10 protein-coding genes are annotated in these 20,401 nt (G+C 41.0%); 3 read left to right on the top strand and 7 right to left on the bottom strand.

Annotation, left to right across the window (positions count from 1 at the left end; translation table 11 throughout):
* Position 1: 1 nt before the first annotated feature.
* From RMX98_RS13315 to RMX98_RS13295, 5 genes are all read right to left on the bottom strand, one after another.
* Positions 2–1,591 carry a DUF6851 domain-containing protein gene (locus tag RMX98_RS13315; protein ID WP_322679745.1) on the bottom strand — a complete coding sequence of 530 codons (1,590 nt, stop codon included), beginning with the start codon at positions 1,589–1,591 and terminating at the stop codon, positions 2–4.
* 227 nt (positions 1,592–1,818) lie between these two features.
* Complete coding sequence (locus RMX98_RS13310) at positions 1,819–2,490, bottom strand: glutathione S-transferase family protein (protein WP_322679746.1); 672 nt, start codon at positions 2,488–2,490, stop codon at positions 1,819–1,821.
* Positions 2,491–2,977: 487 nt separating this feature from the next.
* Entirely contained in the window at positions 2,978–7,186 is a 4,209-nt protein-coding gene (locus RMX98_RS13305; RefSeq protein ID WP_322679747.1) for an amino acid adenylation domain-containing protein, read from the bottom strand.
* A complete protein-coding gene (locus tag RMX98_RS13300) occupies positions 7,183–13,383 on the bottom strand; it encodes a polyketide synthase (RefSeq protein ID WP_322679748.1) in 6,201 nt (2,066 codons plus the stop codon). The genes RMX98_RS13305 and RMX98_RS13300 overlap by 4 nt, the downstream gene beginning before the upstream one ends.
* 1,089 nt (positions 13,384–14,472) lie before the next feature.
* On the bottom strand, positions 14,473–16,989 hold the full coding sequence (locus tag RMX98_RS13295) for a molybdopterin-dependent oxidoreductase (protein WP_322679749.1): 2,517 nt from the start codon (positions 16,987–16,989) through the stop codon (positions 14,473–14,475).
* A gap of 312 nt (positions 16,990–17,301) precedes the next feature.
* On the opposite strand from RMX98_RS13295, the gene RMX98_RS13290 reads away from it, so the two are divergent.
* Both RMX98_RS13290 and RMX98_RS13285 read left to right on the top strand, forming a co-directional pair.
* The gene (locus RMX98_RS13290) at positions 17,302–17,694 is read left to right on the top strand and encodes a hypothetical protein (protein WP_322679750.1); all 393 of its coding nucleotides are present in this window, start codon (positions 17,302–17,304) and stop codon (positions 17,692–17,694) included.
* 190 nt (positions 17,695–17,884) lie between these two features.
* Entirely contained in the window at positions 17,885–18,769 is an 885-nt protein-coding gene (locus tag RMX98_RS13285; RefSeq protein WP_322679751.1) for a pirin family protein, read from the top strand.
* A 344-nt stretch (positions 18,770–19,113) separates the two neighbouring features.
* Here the strand turns inward: RMX98_RS13285 and RMX98_RS13280 are convergent, their stop codons facing one another.
* On the bottom strand, positions 19,114–19,407 hold the full coding sequence (locus tag RMX98_RS13280) for a hypothetical protein (protein WP_409881453.1): 294 nt from the start codon (positions 19,405–19,407) through the stop codon (positions 19,114–19,116).
* Positions 19,408–19,562: 155 nt separating this feature from the next.
* Positions 19,563–20,042: a DUF6985 domain-containing protein gene (locus RMX98_RS13275; RefSeq protein ID WP_322679753.1), complete on the bottom strand. Its 480-nt coding sequence runs from the start codon at positions 20,040–20,042 to the stop codon at positions 19,563–19,565.
* 67 nt (positions 20,043–20,109) lie between these two features.
* Between RMX98_RS13275 and RMX98_RS13270 the strand changes: the two genes are divergently transcribed.
* On the top strand, positions 20,110–20,355 hold the full coding sequence (locus tag RMX98_RS13270) for a hypothetical protein (RefSeq protein ID WP_322679754.1): 246 nt from the start codon (positions 20,110–20,112) through the stop codon (positions 20,353–20,355).
* Positions 20,356–20,401 lie beyond the last annotated feature (46 nt).

The raw sequence follows: 20,401 nt of genomic DNA, 5'->3' as shown, positions 1-20,401 counted from the left end.
GTTAACTTTGTACTTTATTACGAAACCGTTGCATTTTTCTAATACCGAACAAACTCAGCATTGTGAATAACCCCAGGACAGTTGAAGGCTCAGGGACTACTCGACCCTGGATATAGTATTGTGACTTTCGCCAGACAATATCAGCAGTTTCTCTTCCCATTTTTTGTCCGACTAAATTTGCATCATCAAAATGAATACCACCGTAGATACGAGAATTTCCAGCTTGGGCTACAGCATCTGAGAAAGTATCCCAGTGTAAGGTGACATCGTTGGCAAATCCTCCGGGTTCAATACCAGAGTTTTTTGATACTGTACGCGACACACCAAAAGCATCGCTGCCAGTGTACAGCCTCAAAATTTCCCCCATAGAAGCACTATAAATGCTGTGTCCTGAGACAAATTCGCTAAAAGGAGGAGTGGCAGTAAAAGGAGCAGCAGCACCAGCACCAAGATAAGGTTGCCACTCTTTACCGGGTATCCATTTGTTACCCTGACCTGGGCCTGCCCATGCAAAAATTTCTTGTTCACCAGTTTCTGGATTGATGCGGAAGTTCACACCATCGTTTGGAAATAGACCTTTACTTGCCAAATAGTGAATAGCTGTGTGGGGACGTTCAGAATCGAATGCAATTTTAGCATCCCAACCGGCAATGCTGGCATCGAAAGCGGCATTATTTAAAAGAAAGAACAATTTGGCATCATCATCAAGGGTATAGTTATTGTTAGTGGAAACTTCTTGAGCAAGTTGGTTCCACAACCCTGATGTTGTCAATCTTCCCGCCGCCCAGAATTCAGCGATCGCTTTTTGCTCATCAGTGAGATCAGCACTGATTTTAACAATTTTTTCAGCTTGCTCTATGTAACCCTTTGGGTCTTCAAAGTAATTCTTAGGGCCTTCTGTCGGTCGCAACTGATCGCTAGATTCCAGTGCAAAGGGAGTCACTTGATTCCAATAAGGAGTGAGGAACTCTTGCACACTACCATTCGGCAATTTTACTGGCTGCCAGCGATTAGGATCAATAATGGTACTTGGATTTGTGTTGGTAATAGTATCAGGAAGGTTTACGGGGGTATATCCTGTGTAATCAGAGAATGGTTTTCCTGAAGGGCCTAAACTACCTGACTCATTAGAACCGTCGTTTTGCCGAGAATTGATTACTGACTGTGCAGTTTTTAGCCCAATTGTTGCAGGTATACTGGTGATATTGGTAGGATCTAAACCTAGTTTGCCCATTTCGCTATCAAATAAGGCTTTCTGCGTGGGAAATTGGTTTAAAAGAGTAGTGTAGGCAGCATAGCTGATAGCCTCAGCTTTATTATTAAGAGTATTTTCTGAAAGAGGGCGTTGTAAATCTGGAAACTGAGTACCAATGGCTACTGGATCGTAGGCAGCCCACGCATCAAAAATTCCAGTATTCACAATATAAAAAGAACGCGCCGACCGTGTACCTGGTATAGAGTTTTGTATCGCCTCTAGAGTAACGTTATTCCAATCCTTAACAATCGACTGATCAAAAGTTGCAGCTTGCACTGGAGAGACGATTAGAGTTACACCTGTTAGTGCTATTCCCAGCGATACGTTGATTTTCATGAAACCTCCATTCAATAGTTATCACTCGTAAATAACTTGATCAATTTGAAGTGAGAGTTTGAATTTTTGTTAGATATAACAGTCCTAATTGATTTATGAACTTTTCTGTTGCTCCACTGGGAAACTCGATAATTTTCATAACTCAAATAGGGTTTTAATCCACTACAAAATAAACTTGAGTATTTTGATATTCAGGAAAAACCTCACTAATTTATCCTGAAGAATATTTAATTTTGGTGGCTTTTTGCTGCTGTATAATTTGCAATTGTCCGAGTCTTTAAATCTTCTAACTGCTCTGGAGTATATTGAGTTTTAATCCAAGCAGGACGCTGTTTTAAGCGATCAACCCAAGCATTGAGTTTTTGATAGTCATTTAAGGGAACGCCCACTAAAGGTAAAAATGGTACTACAGTTCCAGCTACAGCCTCAGCAAGAGTTATATTTTCACTACCAAAGTACGGACGATTATCTAATAAACTTTCAAAAAACTGCAATATTGTTAATATTTTCTGCTTAACTTGGTCAATCTGTTCGGGATTTAATGCGGTTAAACCTAAAGATACGGTGAACAGGCGTATTATCTCTGGTAAGAGTTTATTTGCTGTTACCATTTCCACCATTTTTACAATTGCTAAATCTTTAGGAGCGTTGGGTAATAAGGCATAGGCGGGGTATTTTACTTCTAAATAATCTAATATGGCTAAAGATTCCACCACCTTAAAGCCATTATCAACTAAAACTGGAATTTCGTGGAAAGGATTTATAGACAAAAAATCTGGTTGAAACTGATCGCCATTCAGTTTGAGCGGCATCAGTTGAAATTCTAAGTTTTTTTCTAGTAATGCCACCCAAACCCGACGAGAATTAGGAGACATGGCAGAGTAATAAAGTTCTATCATTGGCAGGCATCCTTTTGTAGGAGAATAGTTGTTTTTAGTCTGGGTAAAACAATGAATTAAGTTTCCGAAAAGTGAAGCGGTGTTTTTATTGAATATACCAGCATTTGGTGTGTTTAAATATTATTTTACATTTGTTTATGTAGTTGATAATTCACCTGTTTGATTAAGATAAGTTTATCTACAATAATTTGTAAATTAGGCAGTATTTTTCTACCATCAGTTAATATTATCAAAATAGAATTCAGGAGTCAGGAGTCAGAATTCAGTATGAATTCTGTACGACTGGCGGATGAATAAGTGGGTTTAAGACCCCCACCAAATTTTCAATTTGGTGGTCAACTTTCGTAGTGGTGGGTCTGAATTCCCCACTAATTGCCTATTGCCTACTAAACCAAATGATTTCAGTAATCAAACCGATTTCTATATTAGCTAGAGTTTTTGTCTAAATCGCTTAAAATTACCAAAGCAGATGACATCAAATAACAAGCTAACTTGCAATCAATGCTATCTTGCTGGCATGACTCATACACACTCCCAAGCGTTTAGCTAAAACCTGCACTTGGGGTTCCTGAACAATAGTATAGTGGTTGCCTTGAATTTGATGAACCTCTATCCCACCAGCCGCTAATTTACTCCAGCTACTTGATTGGTTTGATTCTACAAGTTGCTCAGTGGCACATAAGAGAGTAACTTTGCCAGGATAAATCTGCGGTACATAGCTATACATAGCTTGATTATTGGCTTTGAAAACTGCTAACATTTGGTGCATTTGCTGCTGCCCTATCTCTGGCGGTAAGATATTTAGCTTTTTGGCCTTTTCTAAGAGATAATTCAATTGCTCCTCTGGATTGAGTTGCCGTAGTTGCTCGACTGATACTGATAAATTCTGACCAAAAATACCGCCTAAATCTTGGGCGATAGAAGCTACTAGCATTGCATCATCAATAGCTTCAGATTTGTTGACAACAGTGGGCATATAACTATCTATTAAAGCCAGTAAAGCTACTTCATGGCCTTGTTGATGCAACTGTTGGGCCATCTCAAAAGCGATGATGCCACCTAAAGACCAGCCACCAAGATAATATGGGCCTTGAGCCTGAATCGTCTGGAGTGCTTCAATATAGTGGCTAGCCATATCCTCAATTCGGGTTAGAGGTTTCTGTTCTCCAGATAAACCCAATGCTTGCAAGGCGTAAAAGGGTTGTTCTACACCTAGATAACGTGCTAAGTCCCGATAGCAAAGAACATTGCCACCAACTGGGTGGATGCAAAAGAACGGTGGCTGTTTACCAATCGGCTGAATCGATACCAAAGGAGATAAAGTTTGGGAATCTGTAGAGGAACGGAGATGGCTAGCCAAATTTTCAATTGTTGGACTTTGTAAAAGTGTTGTCAAAGGCAGGTTTTTGCCAAACTGCTTTTGAATCCTTGCCATTAGGCGCATAGCAGCAAAAGAATAACCGCCGAGTGCAAAGAAATTGTCTTTTACTCCTATTTGCTGAACATTCAAAATCTCTGACCAGATTTTTGTTAGTTGTAGTTCTATAATGTCTCGCGGGAGAACTAAACTCGCTTCATCGGTCAAATCGGAGATATCTGGCATAGGTAAGGAACGTCTATCTACCTTGCCATTTGGGGTTAGAGGTAGTGCTGACATCAGCATAAAAATAGAAGGCAACATGTACTTAGGAACTTTTTGCTCTAGAAAGTCATTTAGTTCCAAAGGAGTTGGTGCAGGTTCAGCACTAGGTACAACATAGGCGACTAAACGTTTTTCTCCTTGCTGTTCACCTACAGCAGTAACTATCACTGCCTTAATATTTGGATGTTGTAGCAGTGCTGCTTCAATTTCTCCACACTCAATGCGATAGCCCTGAATTTTAACTTGAAAGTCTTCCCGACCCAAGAATTCAATGTTGCCATCAGGCAAGTAACGACCAAGGTCGCCAGTTCGGTACAATCTTTCACCCGTGCGAGGATGGATAATGAAACTGGTATGAGTTTTTTCTTCATTCTTCCAATATCCTTTGGCTAATCCTACGCCGCCGATATATAACTGCCCAGTTACCCAAGCGGGGCAACATAGCAGTGATTCATTGAGTACATAAAGCTGCTGATTGAGCATTGGACGACCGTAAGGTATGCTTTGCCAATCAGGATCTACCGTGTCTATGGGATAGAGAATAGACCAAATAGATGCCTCGGTAGCGCCTCCCAAGCTAATAATTTCGATGTCTGCAACCAAGGATTTAATCAGTGGTGGTAAAGTCAGGGGTAGCCAATCCCCACTCAGCAATACCAAGCGCACAGAAGAGGGGAGAATTTGTCTTGATGTGGCACATTCCACCAACAATTGCATCAAGGCGGGTACTGAATTCCAGATTGTAATCTGGTGTTGCAAAATCAGATCCAACCAGTGTGCTGGTTCTTTTGTGCAAGAGGCATCGGGGAAAACAATCGTTCCTCCAGCCGCCAAAGTGCCAAAGATATCGTAAACCGAGAGGTCAAAGTTAAGCGAAGACAAAGCTAGCACCTTATCCTCAGAGCCAACATTAAAGCGTTGGTTAATATCAATAATTGTGTTAACTGCACCGCGATGGTCAATCATTACGCCCTTCGGTAGTCCAGTTGAGCCAGAAGTGTAAATGACATAGGCTAGGTCTTCTACTTCCTGCACCGATTCTAATATGGGGATTTCAGCATTTTCTACGCTTGAAGTATCCACACAAATCCTCCTTATACCCTCTGGCCAAACTAGAGTTTCATCAAGCCAGGATTGGGTCAATACCAGTTCAACATCACTCTGCTTTAGTAGCAGCCAGCGACGCTCTTGAGGTAATGCTGGGTCAATAGGCACATAAGCCGATCCAGCCATTAGAATTGCTAGAACACCCACTACTTGCTCCCAACCTTTTTCCATGACCACAGCTACCAAATGCTGGGGACGAGCGCCTAACTGCCGCAGCTGATATCCTAGCCGATGTGAGCGTTGATACAAATCTTCATAGGTTAGGATACAAGTAGAAGAAATGACGGCAGGATGTTTTGGTTGGACTGATACCTGTTCTATAAATGGCGTGTGGAGTAGCTTCTTTTCTAATGGTGTTGCGATCGCATTTATGAATGATAACTGCTGTAACTGCTTGGGTGGAAGCAATTGCGGCGATATTTCTTGCCAAGCCTCTTCCTCAATAGCTAGCCGCTTCAAAAAACTCATGTAAGTCTCAAACATTTCTTCCACCATGCCCTCTGGAAAGACTTCTTTCACAAAAGACAAGTTCACAACCAAAGATCCATTTTCTTCCCAAACCCCATAATCGAGAAAAACCTGTGGTGTTTGGAGATAACTGTAAACTATCTGATTTTTTTCCCAAAAACTTTGAGAGTTTTCCCGTTCAAGAGCGCTTTTAGGAAAAATCGCGCAAGAAAATGCCACAGGCATTGCAGCCTTGAGAATCTCTCCTTGAAATCGGTTCAATTCTCGCATGACTTGAACCCCGCTAACCAAATCGTGTTCTAAATCTTGCAGAAGTTGTTGATGAAGTCGTTTGGCTTTGGCTGCAAAAGTCTCCTGTAATGTGTTGTCTACCTCCAGCAATACTGTTGAGCTAAAATTTCCCACAAGATCGTTGACTTGAGGATGCACAGCCAAACGATTAAAGTACAAGATGGTAATAGTAAAGCGAGGGATTTTACTCCAAACCGTCAGGATTTCTGCATAAGAGGTAAATAAGGTAATAAATGGTGTCAGACCCATTTGAGAAATTCGAGATTTGAGACGCAACCATAGTTCTGGTTCAAGTTGGGCTTTTAAGTTCGCAAATTTATATTGTTTTATCAGGCTAGGAGCCTTAGCTAAAGGCAATTCTGGTGCTGGAGGTAATGAAGAAATTCGATTGATCCAATACTTTAAATCTTGCTCATATTTGCGAGACTTTTGCTCATTAGCTTTGGCTAATACATAGTCTCTGACGGAAAGCTCTAAAGAAGGGAGAATTGCTTGGGGATTATAGTAGAGTTCGCCCAATTCTCGCATAATAATTTGGTAGCTCAAGCCATCCGTAATCAAAAGACTAAATCGGAAATGCAAGCGAACTTGCTCACCATTCAAAAGAGAAGCTTTAATTTCAAATAGTGGCCACTGGTCAGTTAATTGCTGATGGTGAGACATTCTATCTCGCACAGATTGCAATTGATTAACAACAGTTTCAGGCTCCACTTGACGCAAATCTAAAACTTCCAATTCATAAACAGGAACCTGTTCTAAAACTTGTTGTTCACCAGTTGGTAAGATTATTGCCCGGAGCATTTCATGACGAGCAATTAATTTTTGCCAGCAAAGGGTGAATCTGTTCAGGTCAAAATTGCTAGTTTCAATTTCAAAGTAGAAATGTGCTTCAATACCTAACTCTAGCATCTCACTGCGACCGACCCAGTAAGCCTGTTGCATATCGCTAAGGGGAAAAGGTTGCGAGCTTTGCTTGAGGGCTGGGACAATTGTCGAAACAGAATTAGCTCCTGAAGTACTGTTATTTTGGTGCAGTAATTCCAGAATATCCTGCTTGAGTTCGGTAATTAAGTTACGCTGTTCTGTTGTTAGCACTCCTTTAGGAGAACGGAGACGTAATTTTTCATCCTCAACCCATAACTGTACTCCTTGCTGCGAGAGTTCTGAGAGCAGATTATGTAAATTCATAGTGTAATTTCCTCATAATTATTGTTAGTGGAGGATACTGGATTTGAAACAAAAATACTCTGCAAGAGGAACTTTTCTAGTAATTGAACTGCCAATTGTCTGATATTTCTATTAGCAAAAAACTGGCTGATGGGTAAAACAATCTCTAAATCAGTCTCAATTCGATTTTTGATCTCAAAGGCCATTAAGGAGTCAAGAAGTGAGTCCAGATATTGCTCTGGATTGAAATTAGCTAAAGGTTGCCGTAGCGACTTCGCCAGTTCTTGCAGAAGATAATTTTCTAACATGGGTTGACGTTCTTCTGGTAAAGCAGTCAGAAGTTTTGCTTTTGACAAACTACTCATTCTCTGACGGTGGCTGCTTGCCAATTGCAGATTTGTTTCCTTGCCTGGGAAGACACGAGAAAGTACACGTTTGATTTTGGCCTTAACTATTTCTGCAATTATTTTTCCTGATTGGTCAAACAACTGGAAATTTCCGAAAATAGTTTCAGCGTCAACTTCATAACTATCTTCAATTTCAAAGGTGACTTGTCCCCACAATGGTTGACCAGCATAACCATAAAATCGACAGCTTTCCAAGCTAACAATTATGTAAACCTCCTTTAATGTCTCTGGCAAGCTGATGCCTTCACTCAAATTAAAAGATGAGCGATCGCTTTCACTAAGATAATTATTTAAAACGCTTTTTAAATGAATATCTTGCTGACTATTATCTGCCAAAGTTCCAATTAACATTTGCAGACCTGCATCTATTAAGATTGGATACAACTTGTATTCATTTACCTCGTAAGTTAATTCTTCTGGTAATTGAATCTTTCCTAAAGCTTTTTCTTGGCACTTCCAAAGAGTTTCTATGACTTGAAAATTAAAACCACAAATGATCCCGCGCTCTTGCAATTTGTGGTCATGTTCTTGAGTGCATACTTGTTGTGTATAATCGGCTTGCAAAGTTGGCAAGTTAATCTGAGGAGTTTCAATACTTTCATGTACCAGCACTTGACCAGAAGCATGGAGAGTCCAAGATACTTCCTCGGTGTCAACATTTTTAATCAAGCTAAAAATTTTGAAGTCAGCGCTTTCTAATCCTTGAGGATGTAAAACTAGCTGAACTGTTTGCAATTCATCATCTGGTAAATTTAAAACCTGGTGGATGAGAACAGACTTTAGCAGCAAATTGTCGGAATGAAAAACTTTAGCCCCAGCAGCTAATACCATTTCTAAATAAGCAGAGACTGGTAGAGTTGTTGTTTCAAATATGCGGTAATGCTTGAGAAACAAAGCTGAATTATGACTCAGGTGGGTTTCAAACAGAATTTGTTTTGATTCTGCAAGTTGGATTTGTTTATGAACCAAGGGGTGTAAGTTTTTATTGTTACCTTGATTAATACCTGCTTGGATGTCTTTTATCCAGTAACGTTGGCGTTGGAATGGATAAGTAGGTAGTTGTATGCGAGAACGTAGATAGTCTTGGTCAAATCCAGACCAATCAACTGGGACTTTCTGCATATATAGTTCTCTTAAACTTTGGAGTAATACTTGCCAGTCTGATTTTCCTTGGCGCAAACTAGGTAGCCAAGTACTTGTATTCTCCTGTGGTAAGCATTGACAACCCATACTTACTAGTATTGGTTTGGGGCCGATTTCTATAAAGAAATCATAGTTTTCTCGATCGAGTGATTCCATTCCCGCCAAAAATTTTACAGGTTCAAGCAAATGACGGCACCAATATTCTGGACAGGCAATTTCTGCTTGAGCTTTTTCCCCAGTCAGATTGGAAATGAACTGGATTTTGGGATTTGAATAGGTAATGCTTTTTGCTACTTGCTCAAATGCAGGTAACATTGGTTCGATCAGAGGTGAGTGGAAAGCGTGAGATACATGCAAAGGTCTGGACTGAATACCCTTAATGTTCAGTTCAGCAACAACAGTTTCTATAATTTCGTCCATCCCGGAAATTACAACACTGTTAGAACCATTAATTGCAGCGATCGCTACTGTTTGTCTATAGTTATCAATAACAGCCGCTACCTCGGATTCACTAGCAAATACTACAACCATCTGTCCATTTGACGGCAAATCTTGCATCAGACGTGCGCGTTCGGCAATTAACTTTAAACCATCTTCTAAGCTAAATACCCCAGCCACACAAGCTGCAACATATTCACCCAAACTATGACCCATTACTATGTCTGGAACTATGCCCCAAGACTTCCATAATTGAAACAGGGCGTATTCTAGGGCAAATAATGCGGGTTGAGTGTAGCCAGTCTCATTGAGGGGAGAATTTTCATTTGGTGCAGGGTAGAGAACTGAGAGTAGTGGTTTCTTTAAATAGGGGCGCAAAATTTCATCGCAAAGTTCGAGATTTTTCCGAAAGGTAGGCTGAGTATCGTAGAGTTCCCGCCCCATATTTATATACTGGGAACCTTGACCTGTGAATAAAAATGCTATTTTTGCTCGTTTGTTTGTATTATCCTCGCTATTGAATAAACTTTCAGTTTCCTTTAACGCCGCTAGCAACTGTACGGTAGATTCAGCAGCGATCGCGAGTCGATGCTTAAAATGCGATCGCCCTATATTAGCTGTAAAGCAAACATCTGCAATAGCAGCATCTAAGTTAGATTCCAAGAATGTTTCGTAACGTTGTACCAGTTCCCGTAATGCATTCTCACTTTTTGCCGAAAGCGTCATTAAGTGAATCGGACGCTCAACTTCTATTTTCACCCTATCCTTTGTTGGTGCTGCTTCTAAAATTATGTGGGCATTGGTTCCACCAAAACCGAATGAAGATACACTAGCCAATTGTTGGTGATCCTGTTTAGACCATTTTTGGAGTTTCAATGGAATCGATAAAGGCGTGTCTGCAAGGCCAATATAAGGATTTAGCTTCTTAAAATGCAGGTGGGGAGGAATTTCTTCGTGTTGCAGTGAGAGTATTACCTTAATTAAACCTGCAATCCCAGCAGCAGCTTCTAAATGACCAATATTAGTCTTAACCGAGCCAATCCAACAGGGCTGTTCTGAAGTTCTACCTACCATCAATACTTCTTTTAAAGAATTAACCTCAATCGGATCTCCTAAAGATGTTCCTGTACCGTGAGCTTCTACGTAGCTAATTTGTGCTGGTTGGACGTTGGCGTTTTTTAAAGCTTGCCAAATTACCTCTTGTTGAGAAATTCCATTAGGTGCTGTCAATCCATTGCTACGACCGTCTTGGTTAACCGCCGAACCTTTAATTAAGGCTAAAATATTATCCCCATCTCTGAGGGCATCACAGAGGCGCTTGAGAACTACAACTCCACAACCTTCTCCTCGCACATAACCGTCGGCACTAGAGTCAAAAGTCTTGCAACGACCATCAGCTGCCATCATTCCTGTTTGGGAGAAACTAATAGTTAATTGGGGAGCCAGAATTAAATTCACCCCGCCAGCCAAAGCTAATTGCGAATCCCCTTGACGCAAACTCTGACAAGCTTGGTGAACTGCTACCAATGATGAAGAACAGGCCGTGTCAACTGCCCAGCTAGGGCCTCGCAAATCTAGCAGATATGAGAGGCGGTTAGCAGCAATGCTCAAAGCGTTGCCAGTGCCATAATAAGCCTCTGTGCCAGCAGGATGATTAAATAATAACCGGGAATAATCAGAATTGCTGATGCCGATGAATACTCCAGTTTTACTCCCCGCTAATTGTTCGGGTATCTGTCCAGCATTCTCCAAAGCTTCCCAGCTTACTTCTAATAAAAGTCGCTGTTGTGGGTCCATTGTCTCAGCTTCTCGTGCAGAGATGCCGAAAAACTGCGGGTCAAAATGATCTACTTGTTCTAAGAAACCACCGTAGCGAGTGTTCATCTTCCCAGGATTAGCTGGCGTTGAGTCGTAGAAAACATTAATATCCCAACGTGAGGATGGCACTTTTTGAATAACATCAACTCCATCGTGTAGAATTTGCCAGAAATTTTCTGGGCTATTAGCTCCTGGAAAACGGCAACCTATACCAATAACAGCAATAGCTTCATTTTGTGTTTCTGTTTTACCAAAATCAGCTTTTAGATTTGCAATATCTGATGTTTTTAAATTAGAAGTGGTAGCTTCCATCCCTAGATGCTGAGATAGAGCTTTAATGGAGGGATAATCGTAAAATATGCTAGGAGAAAGATCATACCCAAGCCATTGCTGTAATTCACCGGAAAGCCTGACTACCGCTAGAGAACCTAGACCATATTCAGCTAATGGTTGTTGAATGTCTATGCTATCTGAAACAACTTCCAGTTGTTCAGAAACCTTTGAGATTAACCAGGCTGCGATCGCTTCTTGGCTACAAGACTTATATTGAGTAACAGATGCTTCGTGAGAATTTTGAATTTCTGAGGAGCTTGCTGGCAACGTAGCTGTTTGCACTTGTTGTAGCAGCGATTTTATTTCCGTTTCCAAATGTCGAAAATTTGTTTTGTTTTGCGGATGAGCACACCAATCTACCACAACATCCAAACTACCAGCCAAAAAACCTGCTCGACAAGCACTGCGTTGAACTTTGCCACTAGAAGTTTTGGGGAGACTGGCAGTCTTGAGTAGCAATACTGCATAAACTTCTATATCGTGTTGCTGCACCACTGCTTGACGAATTGCCCCAATTACTTCACTGGCGTTTAACTTGCGGAGGTAACTCCGCTCTACCTCTTGGACAATCACCAGCTTTTCTTGACCGTCCATATCCACCGAAAACGCCACCCCACAGTCTATTCGTAGCGCTGGATGAGACTGTACTACAGTTAGTTCAATATCTTGGGGATAATGATTTCGACCCAAGATGATAATCATATCCTTTAATCGACCTGTGATAAAAAGCTCACCATCTAGCAAAAATCCCAAGTCTCCTGTACGTAAAAAAGGGCCTTGGCCAGTGTCTGCTAGATAAGCCTGAAAGCTTTGTTCTGTCTGCTCAGGTCGATTCCAATAACCTTGAGCCACACTTAAACCTGACACCCAAATTTCTCCTACTTGATTGGCAGGGCACTGGGTCAATAATTCTGGATCGGCAATTACTATTTTTGTATCAAGCCACAAGTGCCCACAACCGACTAAATGTCTAACGTTATGGTTATCACAAGAGGTCTTGACTACTTTATTTTGTTCGAGCGCATCTGCTTCAACTGTACAGATAATTGGCTCATCTTCTACTTCACCACCCGAAATCATTAAAGTAGATTCAGCCATGCCATAACAGGGGTAGAGGAAGTTAGCACGGAAACCAGATGACTTGAATGTATCTGCAAATCGCTCCAAAGTTTCTTTGCGAATTGGCTCTGCACCACTGTAAGCGTTACACCAACTGCTCAGGTCGAGAGTAGATTGTTGTTCTTGAGTGATATATTTTACACACAATTCATAGCCAAAGTTAGGGCTGCCGCAATGGGTTGCTTTATAGTGCGAGATAGCTTGTAGCCATCGAAACGGTTGCTGAATAAAAAATGCTGGTGGCATTAAGACACCCAAAAAACCTGTATATATAGGTTGAATAATGCCGTCAATCAATCCCATGTCATGAAAACTGGGCAACCATGTTACAGACACACTGTCCTGTGTGAGTTCAAAAGCTTGCTTCATGTACTCCAAATTGTGTAGCAAATTGCGATGACTGACCATAACCCCTTTGGGCGTGCCAGTCGAACCTGAAGTGTACTGAAGAAAAGTCAGCGTCTCACTATTCACTGCTGGTTTGTGCCATGCTACCTCTTGTTTGCAGACAATATTATCCGTTGTTAGCCAATGCAAGTTTGCTAATAATGGATTGTCTAAAAAGCGATTCTCTATAGTAGTTAACTGTTCTTTTGTAGTGAGACTCACTGTTGCCTGGGAATCTAGTACTATTGCTTCTAATCTGGACATTTTTTGATTTCGCTTTGGAGGATAAGCAGGAACAGCTATGACTCCGGCATACAAACACCCGAAAAAAGCAGCAATAAATTCTAGACCTGGTGGATAAAGCAGCAAAGCTCGTTCACCCACACATTCAAAAGACTGTAGATAGGCTGCAATTATCTGAGCCTGTCGGTCTAATTCTTGATAGGTTAAACTTGCGCTTTCCATTTCTCCATTTTGTAAAAAGGTAAACGCTAATTTATTGGGTTGATGTAACGCTCTATAACAAAGAAGGTCTACCAGTGTTGAGAAATTTGTATTGGATGAGTCAATCATGTTATTAATTACTATCTCTATATAACATCCATTTCTTTAACATAAAAAGTATGTTAGAACTAAAAAACCAAGTCTTATTATAGTCCTAACTATTGTAATCAATCAGGCTAATGGGATGTTTGAAAAGCCCTTCAGCATGTGTTTCACTAATTTGGCTACTGAAAAACTGCTATGAAAAAATAGGACTTTTGGGATTTGAGATCCCACCCCTGAGTCGCACTTGAGGCTCAAGTCGAACCTTTTCAAACATCCTTTAAGGTCTATTGCGTGTTACTCTATACTAATGTCACGGAAAAGTTAAAGCACTATTTTAACGACTTTGTAAAATCGATATTCAACAACAGCACAAAACTTTTTTATTGCATAAACTAGTATCGCTACATCATTAGAAAAAAAGTTCAAAAGATAACGCTAGTCAGGAAATACTATAAGTATTGGAAAATAAAGATTAAAAAATCTTTATTTTTTATAAAAGTTGGTAAGAATATGTACCAACTTTTATAAAAACACTGTTTTAGCAGTACTTATAGCATTGATCAAAAGAGAATATACAAGCCCTTACTGTAAAATTATTTAAGCAAAGTTTTTGTATTTTACTCAACTGCACACCGCTATACTTTGTGCTTATTCAGAAGATATCATAATTAATAAAAATAAAAAGTACCATTTTGTGTACTTGTAAAATGCAAAAATTCTGATATAATTTTTCAATTTTATAATTCTTTTGTTGAAAAAAATACTATTTTTTGGTTATGGATAGCAAATACTATTTTATAATACTAAAAACCTGTAGGATTACAGTATAACTTACCATTTGTGTAATAGCATTCGATTAAGAAGAATTATCAATTGGTTGCGAGAGTATTTATTGACCTCTTGCAAAAGTCCCAGATGCGTGAGACAAGTAGGTTAGAGTTGGGTACCATTTATGACCTACGAACAAGTAAACAGCCTGAAGCCATTCGACGTTAAACGCTTGTGTGTTGTACGCCCAAAGACTTTTAATCAGAGCTTAACCTGTCACAAGTGGGGGTAGGGAGACGTTCGAATATTCGCTAACGCTACGCTATCACTTGGAACGAATAATCCTTATGCTTTTTTGACTCGGCAGGCAAAACATTTAAATGCCTGCTGTCCTGAAAGATTGTCATAATATTGTTTATCTATCAAGATATTAACTGACTCATAGTAGGGAGTTCCAAACTCTTCTGCCATTTTCTGCCTAGATCCGAACCAGTTAGGGACAAAAATAGTGTCTTCTCGAATTCCTGACCAAATTAATGCAGTGCCAATGATTGAGCCTCTGGGACTTTCAACTATAATTTCATCACCATTTTTAATGCCTACTTTTTTCGCAGCTTCTGGGTGAATTTGTACCAGACGAACACCATTCATTTGCTTACCCGTATAAGTCCACTGGGTAATAGAGTGGAAATGAACTACGCTTGGTCTGCCAGTTATTCCCATCAAAGGGTACTCTTTATGTACCTCACCAGAAGAGATTTTTCCTAATTTAATGTTTTGAGTTAGTGCCTGTGGATTTACAGGATTTTTTACAAACTCAGATGTGTATTCAAGGGTAGGATGCTTACCTATTACCTCTGGATGGGTATAAAAGCTTGGTAGAGCATAGTGTCCAGCTTTGGCTAGCTGACTTTGCAATTCGGGAGTATAAATTTCTACTTTTCCACTGGGAGTTAGGAATCGCTTACCAATATTATTAGGGTTAAGAGCTTCTGCGGCTTTATACCAAGAGGCATGATCTAGGTAAAGTGTACTGACACCAGGATGATCTACTGTTGGACAAGGCCAACGCAGGGGTTCTGTTCTTTGAAATAGTCTCTCTTGGGTCATACCTCCCATTCCTGGAGTATTCGTTAGAAAAGTTGCCCACAGCTGACGATAGTCTTTCCAAGCAGAAGGAAAGTTGTCCCTCCAGTATTCAGGCGGATTGCGTTTGTCTAATTTCGCTGTGGCGTGTGCTAAATCAATCCAGATATGCCAATCTGGTTTGGACTCACCTACCGGAGTAACCACTTGTTCTTGCCAACGGATTGCTCGATCATCCCGCCGCATATAAACGGTTTCCATTTCAAAACCACTGGTTACAGGCAAAATAATATCAGCATAGTATGCTGACTCTTCCATAAACAATCCAGTGTAAACATAAAATTCTAATTGACGGTAAGCCTGTTGTACTTTAATTGTGTCTGAACAAGCCAACAGAGGATTCCCCTGAGTAACGATCGCTTTGAGTTGATAAGGTTTACCTGAAATGATCGATTGGGCAAAATAATCTGGCCCGACTGGTAGTGCAATATCTTTGTTAGGTGTTTTACCTTTAATAGCTGGCAACTTCAATTCCCCTGGCCAGGTATTGTGCATGAAATTACAACCACCACCGTTTATACCAATATTGCCTGTAATTGCAGCTAGGAATGTCAAACAACGGTAAGTGTCAAAAGCCCCTAATTGATGAGAAATCCCAGCGTTGCAGAAAATTGCAGCAGGCTTAGTTTTGGCATAAGCCTCAGCCAAAAGTTTAATCTTTAATGCTGGAACATCCGTTACAATTGCAGCCCACTCTGGTGTGTAACCTTTGCTTTTTAAGTGATTCTTCAGTTCATCAAAACCCAGTACCCACTCTTTTACAAAAGCAGCATCGTATAAGTTGTTAGTCACGATGTGATAGAGCATTGCCAAAACCAAAGCCAAGTCAGTGTGTGGTTTAGGTGCAATCCACTCATCAGCTTGCGCTCCTGTAGGAGTCAAGCGTGGGTCAATAACTACTAATTTGGCTTTGGTCTGAACACGACTTCTGAGAAGATAGGCAAAGGTTACAGGATGGGTTTCTGCTTGATTCGTACCTAAAAACAGAAACAATTTTGCACTTCCTAAGTCTTCTTTTTTCGTCACATCATCGATTCCGTAACCGTTTGTAAAATTACCCAATCCAAATGTCCATGCCAAAGCATTGCCACCTGCATCGTTGCATACAGGCCCAACATCGGTATTATTAGGACTGCCCAGCATACTGAAGTAGCGCCCGACCAGAGAACCTGTTCCCCGTGGCAGTCTTCCAGAGGTTTTGTTCGCGATCGCTCTGGCTTCACCTGCATCCCTGAGTGCCAAAAACTTGCTAGCTATAATTGAAAGTGCTTCATCCCAAGAAATTGGCTCAAATTTAGAATTGCTGTCACCTTTGTTTCCACTAACCCGCTTCATTGGGCTTTTCAAGCGAAAACGATTGTAAACTAGCTGGGTCATCATTGGCCCTTTTATACAAAAGCCACCAGCCTGCACTGAATCATTGGGTTCACCTAAAACATCTATAATCCGCCCGTTTTTAAGATGAACTTTCAATCGGCACAGAGAATTGCAGAATTGACAAGCACTATTTACAATCTTGTCTGGCTCTAGGGCAGCCGATTTCTGAATAAAATCAAATTCAGTATTTTGGAGAGGGATTGCCTGATCTTGCCCAGCATTTGCAGCATCTGCCACTTCTTTTTTGAGTAACTCTGCTGCACTTACAGTAGCTGTACTAATAGCCACCCCTTGGAGAAAACCACGTCGTGAGGTCTTCTTCCTGCTTTTTGATGTCATGGAGATCCTCTCCCTACATATTGCGCTTATTACAGCATTTCACAAATGGGGGTGCAATTTAACTTAATAATGTTGATGGTGATGGCCATTCCAAGGATCTTTAAAGGTTCGGAGTCAATTTCACAATCTTGATTTTGATGAAACATTTTTACTGCCTAACTGAAAGCTAGTTTAAAAACCATTTGTAGTAAAAATCACTCTTAACTTTCTTTAGGATTCCCTGTTCAAGCCAAGCAATCGCTAGTCAACCCACAAATTAGTTTTATGTTTTAAAGTAGAAAGTAGTTTGATTGAAAGTGTTTGTTACTACCAATGAAAGTTTTAGGCTTAGTCCTGCCAACCCTCTTACTGCTAGTTACGCCTGCTATGGCAGTTGAGTTGAAAGGGCAAAATATTGATGGTCAAAAGCTGCCTGCTAGAGCTTATTACTATGCAACTGGTGGTGTATACAAAGTTCAGGTACGCTTTCACAACAGACAAGCCACAATTTACTTTGACGACGGCAACCAAACAACCATACAGTTAAACCAACAAGTGATCGCTGACTCAAACAATATTGAAGGCTTTGGAAAACTAGGGCAATATCCTATAAATAGCACGTTCAGTGTTGGCTTGGTGTATGACAATAATTGGCTTGGCAGCAGTGATAGTCAATTACAACAATCCAATCCACTCGATGGGTTGTGGAAAATTAGTTTAGAGTGAATACTGATGTTGACTAAATTTCTGCCATCACAAGTTAATCAACTAATAGACCCAAAAGCGATCGCTTTTGTCCAAAGTATTGAGAGAATTGCCCTGGCTCTCTTTGCTTAAATGAAGGATAAAGGTTAGCTTTTTCTGGTGGATCTACTTATAATGATTCCAGCATTCACCAATCATCCCCCATCGTTATATGGCAATACTTCAACTGATTGAACCATTAGTTAAAGATTTGGGTGGGTTTGTAGCCCGCCGTAGTTTGCCATATCCTCATCGTCAAATGGTCGGGCCGTTTATCTTTTTTGATCATGTTGGCCCGTCTGTTTTACCGCCTAACAAAGGCATTGATGTCAGGCCACATCCTCATATTAATCTCGCCACTGTAACTTATCTATTTGATGGTGCTTTGATGCACCGCGATAGTTTAGGCACTGTGCAGGAAATTCAACAGGGTGCTGTGAACTGGATGACGGCAGGACAGGGAATTGTACATTCAGAGCGATCGCCCGACATTGATCGTCAAAATGAAACTACCATTCATGGCATTCAAACCTGGGTTGCCTTGCCTGTGGAATATGAAGAAATCGATCCCAGCTTTACTCACTATCCTGCCCAAACCCTTCCTACCTGGGAAGAAAATGGCGCTGTTATCAAACTCATTGCAGGAGTTGCACATGGCTACACCTCACCGGTCAAAGTTTTCTCACCCATCCTCTATTTAGATGTGGTGTTGTCTGCCAATGCTCACTTTACTATCCCCACTGGTTATTCAGAGAGAGCAGTATACAGCGTTACAGAGGGATTGAGCATTAATGATGAACCGCTAGAGCCATATTGTCTCGCCATACTAGAGCCAGTTGATGAAATAAGAGTTTCTGCTGCTACTGCTGCTCGGTGTATTGTTATTGGTGGTGAACCATTGGGTACACGCTACAAATGGTGGAATTTTGTTTCTAGCCGACCAGAGCGAATAGAGGAAGCTAAAGCCGATTGGCGCGAAAACCACTTTGCTACTGTGCCAGATGAAACAGAATTTATTCCACTGCCAGAAGTGGTGACAGAAGCTAATCCCTTTTAGTATCAGTCATGGTGTTGGGGGTGGGCGATCGCTGTGCTACCAATTAAATTACTTTGGTCGCAACTTTACAAACGTGCTGTCTCCAAACGGCTGGTGATACCAAGTTGCGTTCAAAAATATTAGTTTTGACAGGCTGTTCTTGAGCAGGGGAAGCAGGGGAGGCAGGGGGAGAAATACTACATATAATTGCAAAATGGTATGAATTCAACAGGAGCGATCGCGTTCCTCTGGCAGCGATCGCAGTATATAAGCTAGCGCCATGTGCGACTTTCTCTCAAATCTAACCCCCAACCCCAACGCTACAAGGGTTGGGGGGCAAAAATCAAAGCCTCTCTCCTAAAAGGCTACGGTGTACACACAAGTTTCTTAACCTGCAATGCCATTGCATCGGCTAACAATAGCATTGCATCGACTGATATCATGTCCGCTTGATTGCTTATTAAACGCGAAGAACCCCACCCCGCGAAAGCTGTGCTTTGTCTCCCCTCTCCGCTTGCGGGGAGGGGTTGGGGGTGGGGTTCTTTTATTATGGGTAATTGGACATGATATGACAATGGCATTGCATCGACTAACAATGGCATTACATCGGCTAACAATGCCATTGCATCGACTAACAATGACATTGCATCGGCTGACAATGCTATTTCTCTCGTTCCGATACTTTGTATGAGAATGAGTCAAGCCTGATCAAGCTAGGTTTTTAGGAATTGTGTGTACACCGTAGCCTAAAAGCAGAGAGGAATAGAAGTGAGGTCAGAATATTAAGTCGCACATCGCGTAAGCTATATAGTTTTTATCGCCCTGTTTCACCTATCTGATCTGCATCGTCTGCTACTCCATTGCGAAAGCGTACTTCTAAGCCATGTTCTGGCTCCCAGTCACACTCAGCTATCAACTCAAAGGTAGCAATATCCAAGTCATACTCAACGTGGGGGGGCACATAGATATATGAGAAAGTGACCTGCTCCCAAACCTGAATGGGATTAGCCAACAGAGGCATTTCCTGATCTCCAATCATCTCACGATATACATCATAATTTTGCAACACAATAGGAGCAGTTATACGTAACACATCGGGTGGCAAGGCTAGAGCTTGCCGAATAGCTTCACGCTGAAGCGATGAAAGTTCCCCAATCTGCCCCTGTTCAAAATCCACACAAATCGGTACACGGCGATCGCCCAAAACAGCACATTGTGCTAAAGTCCATTGGTTATCTTCGATTGTAATCTGTCCAAATTCAGCATCGTAGTAACTCTTTTGGGGTTTCATCATCGAATAATACTACCTTTATTCATCAAAATTATGAAAAGATATGTTGATCTTTGTTCGTAGTTAGCTGATGACATTACTAGCACCTATCCTTGAACAAACTGTGGGTAAGATTCGCTTTTGTGTAGATGATGTCAAAAACGCACAGGAGCGATTACCTGTAAAAAATGCGAAATTTCAGTTAGAGAAGCAATTAGGGAAACAACTGCTGGCATTTAGCCACCATGATACGTTTGAGGTAATTCCAGACCAAGGTATTCATTCGCTAACGCTTGCTGTTCACACTGCTTTAGTGAACACCGTCCGTTATTGTTAACACCTGACATTATTTGGATAACATTATGACAAGGATTTGCTCAACA

Source organism: Nostoc sp. DedQUE02, from assembly GCF_034531035.1.
In the GTDB taxonomy this organism is placed as follows: Bacteria; Cyanobacteriota; Cyanobacteriia; order Cyanobacteriales; family Nostocaceae; genus Nostoc.
The sequence above is the reverse complement of the archived record's forward strand: the minus strand, read 5'-3'. Positions and strand labels throughout refer to the sequence as shown.

Excerpts from the sequence above, each read along its gene's own strand:
- RMX98_RS13315 (WP_322679745.1), bottom strand. The coding sequence starts at position 1,591 with ATGAAAATCAACGTATCGCTGGGAATAGCACTAACAGGTGTAACTCTA.
- RMX98_RS13310 (WP_322679746.1), bottom strand. The coding sequence starts at position 2,490 with ATGATAGAACTTTATTACTCTGCCATGTCTCCTAATTCTCGTCGGGTT.
- RMX98_RS13305 (WP_322679747.1), bottom strand. The coding sequence starts at position 7,186 with ATGAATTTACATAATCTGCTCTCAGAACTCTCGCAGCAAGGAGTACAG.
- RMX98_RS13300 (WP_322679748.1), bottom strand. The coding sequence starts at position 13,383 with ATGATTGACTCATCCAATACAAATTTCTCAACACTGGTAGACCTTCTT.
- RMX98_RS13295 (WP_322679749.1), bottom strand. The coding sequence starts at position 16,989 with ATGACATCAAAAAGCAGGAAGAAGACCTCACGACGTGGTTTTCTCCAA.
- RMX98_RS13290 (WP_322679750.1), top strand. The coding sequence starts at position 17,302 with ATGAAAGTTTTAGGCTTAGTCCTGCCAACCCTCTTACTGCTAGTTACG.
- RMX98_RS13285 (WP_322679751.1), top strand. The coding sequence starts at position 17,885 with ATGGCAATACTTCAACTGATTGAACCATTAGTTAAAGATTTGGGTGGG.
- RMX98_RS13275 (WP_322679753.1), bottom strand. The coding sequence starts at position 20,042 with ATGATGAAACCCCAAAAGAGTTACTACGATGCTGAATTTGGACAGATT.
- RMX98_RS13270 (WP_322679754.1), top strand. The coding sequence starts at position 20,110 with ATGACATTACTAGCACCTATCCTTGAACAAACTGTGGGTAAGATTCGC.